We start from the raw sequence: 2,985 nt of genomic DNA on the forward strand, positions 1-2,985 counted from the left end.
AGCGAAGGCATCATCGGAGCCTCCCGCCATGAAGGTCAGCGTGCCGGCCGCAGCCCCGCCGGTGCCGCCCGAGACCGGTGCATCGATCGACGACAGCGCGTGCTTCCTGGCGACGGCGTGGGCTTTGCGGGCTGACTCGACGTCGATGGTCGAGGAATCGATAAAGAGTGCGCCTTGCCTGGCCTTGGGCGCGATGTCTTCGTAGACGGAGAGGACATGCTTGCCTGCAGGCAGCATGGTGATCACCACGTCGGCATCCTTCACCGCGGCCAAGGCATTCGCCATAATCGTCACGCCATGTTCCTTGGCGACGGTGAGGTTTTCCGGAACGAGGTCGAAACCGTTCACCGCATGCCCGGCCTTGACCAGATTGGCGGCCATTGGATTGCCCATATTGCCGAGGCCGATGAAGGCGATCGTCGTCATTGTCTGTCTCCCAGAGTTGCTGGCTTCAACGGCCAATCAGCGCGCGAGCGATGATGACGCGCATGATCTCGTTGGTGCCTTCGAGGATCTGGTGCACGCGCAGGTCCCGCACCAGTTTCTCGATGCCGTAGTCGTGCAGGTAGCCGTAGCCGCCGAGCAGCTGCAGTGCGTCATTGGCGACATTGAAGCCGGTGTCGGTGACGAAGCGCTTGGCCATCGCCGACCATTTGCCAGCATCCGGCGCCTTGCGGTCGAGCTTCGAGGCGGCGGCATAAAGGAAGATACGCGCCGCCTGCAGCTCGGTCTCCATGTCGGCCAGCCTGAATTGCAGCGCCTGGAATTGATTGATCTTCGAGCCGAAAGCCTTGCGCTCGGCGGTGTAGGACAGCGCCTTGTCGAGCGCCGACTGCGCGCCGCCCAGCGAACAGGCGGCGATGTTCAGCCGGCCGCCGTCGAGCCCGGCCATGGCGATGCCGAAGCCAGCGCCTTCGTCGGACAGAAGGTTCTCCGCCGGCACCTTGCAATCCTCGAAGATGACCTGGCGGGTCGACTGCATGTGCCAGCCCATCTTGTGCTCGTTTGCCCCAAAGGAGAGGCCTGGCGCATCTCTGGGCACGACGATGGTGGAAATGCCTTTCGGCCCGTCCGCGCCGGTGCGCACCATGACGGCATAGACATCGCTGTCGCCGGCGCCGGAGATGAACTGTTTGGTGCCGTTGAGCACATAGTCGCCGCCGCTCTTCACCGCACGGGTCTTGAGCGCCGCGGCATCGGAGCCGGAGCCTGGCTCGGTCAGGCAGTAGCTGGCCAGCCATTCCATCGAAGTGAGCTTGGGCAGGAAGCGCTGGCGCTGTTCGTCATTGCCGAAACGGTCGATCATCGAGGCCACCATGTTGTGGATCGAGATGAAGGACGAAAAGGCCGGATCGGCGTGCGACAGCGCCTCAAAGATCAGCACGGCGTCGAGCCGGCCAAGTGCCGAGCCACCGACATCGTCCCTGATATAGATGCCGCCGAGCCCGAGCGGACCGGTCTCGCGGATCACGTCGGCCGGGAAATGCTTGTTGCGGTCCCAATCGAGCGCATTCGGTGCGACACGGTCGGCGGCGAAGGCCTGCGCCATCTCCTGGATGGCGCGCTGCTCCTCGTTGAGTTCGAATTGGCTGGTGCTCGCATCGACCGCGGCGTCCATGGCGTGCTCCCTGTGTGCTGGCCAGCTAGCTCGCTGGCCTGTTGTTTTTGGCTTTGCGCGCGCACCAATCTAGACCAATGATGCCGCCGCGCAACCCGATCCCCTGCGGAGCGGCTGTGCATCAATGCATGTCCGGAGCAAGATATGACGACAAAATTCGATGAACTGCTGGGCCGGTTCCACGCATACCTTGCGACCGTGGATCACGTCCTGATGCGCGATGCCGTGGCCCGGATCGGCTGGGACATGCCGGCTCGCACGCTGGAGCCGCGTCCGCTTGCCTGCCTGCGCCATCTCGATCGCGCCGCCGAACTGGCGCCTCCGGATGCCAAGCCGCTGGTGCAACTGCTTGCCGAACGTCGGAATGATTTCCGCTGGGGGCAGACTTATGGCGAGGCGGACTTCGGGAAAGAGTTCATCGAGAATTACGGCTGGCTGGAAGTGTTCGGCACACGTGGCCACTTTGCCAATGACGCGGCCGCCGCCGGCCTGCTGATTCTTGGACCAGATATCGTCTATCCCGACCACCATCACGTCGCCGAGGAAATCTACATTCCGCTGACCGGCGGCACCGAATGGCGCATGGGCGAGAGCGGCTTTTGCATGCGTACGGCCGGCGAGGTCGTTCATCACGCTTCCAACGTCAATCACGCCATGCGCACGGGCAAAGACCCGTTGCTGGCGCTGTACATCTGGCGCGGCGGGCCGTTGGCGCAGAAATCCGATATCACCGGAACCGTGGCGCAGGGCAGGGACTGATGGCCAAAGCGATCATGCTGCAAGGCACGGGTTCCGACGTGGGCAAGACCGTGCTGGTCGCCGGCCTCTGCCGCGCGGCAAAAAAGCGTGGGCTGAAGGTGCGGCCGTTCAAGCCGCAGAACATGTCGAACAATGCCGCCGTCGCCGAAATTCCAGGTGACAACAATGCCGGCGGCGGTGAGATCGGCCGCGCGCAATGGCTGCAGGCGATCGCTTGCGGTGTCGCGCCATCGGTCCACATGAACCCGGTGCTGCTGAAGCCGCAGACCGATGTCGGCGCGCAGGTCATCGTGCAGGGCAAAATGTTCGGGGAAGCGCGGGCGCGCGACTACCAGGCGATGAAGGGCCGGCTGATGGACGCCGTGCTGGACTCCTGGGGCAAGGTCGGCGAGGGCGCCGATCTGGTCATCGTCGAGGGCGCCGGCTCGCCGGCCGAGATCAACCTGCGCAGCCGCGACATCGCCAATATGGGCTTTGCCACGCGCGCCGACGTGCCCGTGGTGCTGGTCGGCGACATCGATCGCGGCGGCGTCATCGCTTCGGTGGCCGGCACGCATCTGATCCTCCCGGAAGAGGACCGGCGATCATGCGCCGGTCCTCTTCCGGGA

At 64.3% G+C, this 2,985-nt stretch carries 4 protein-coding genes; 2 read left to right on the forward strand and 2 right to left on the reverse strand.

Translation table 11 applies throughout. The annotated features are described in order from the left end of the window. Together ENZ74_RS27305 and ENZ74_RS27310 are read right to left on the reverse strand one after the other, a co-directional pair. On the reverse strand, positions 1–426 hold a 426-nt coding region (locus tag ENZ74_RS27305; protein ID WP_127313124.1), incomplete at its 3' end, for a prephenate dehydrogenase/arogenate dehydrogenase family protein. Positions 427–451: 25 nt separating this feature from the next. Beyond that, positions 452–1,618 (reverse strand): isobutyryl-CoA dehydrogenase, encoded by a 1,167-nt coding sequence (locus ENZ74_RS27310; protein ID WP_013531207.1) that lies wholly within the window; start codon positions 1,616–1,618, stop codon positions 452–454. A gap of 144 nt (positions 1,619–1,762) precedes the next feature. Here ENZ74_RS27310 and ENZ74_RS27315 point away from each other — a divergent pair, with 144 nt between their 5' ends. Both ENZ74_RS27315 and ENZ74_RS27320 read left to right on the forward strand, forming a co-directional pair. After that, entirely contained in the window at positions 1,763–2,377 is a 615-nt protein-coding gene (locus ENZ74_RS27315) for a dimethylsulfonioproprionate lyase family protein (protein WP_063168187.1), read from the forward strand. Continuing rightward, a partial coding sequence (locus tag ENZ74_RS27320) for a cobyric acid synthase (RefSeq protein ID WP_127313125.1) occupies positions 2,377–2,985 on the forward strand: 609 nt, incomplete at its 3' end. The genes ENZ74_RS27315 and ENZ74_RS27320, both read left to right, overlap by 1 nt.

Origin of the sequence: Mesorhizobium sp. M7A.F.Ca.CA.002.15.2.1 (assembly GCF_003998715.1) — a bacterium.
Lineage (GTDB): Bacteria > Pseudomonadota > Alphaproteobacteria > Rhizobiales > Rhizobiaceae > Mesorhizobium > Mesorhizobium ciceri.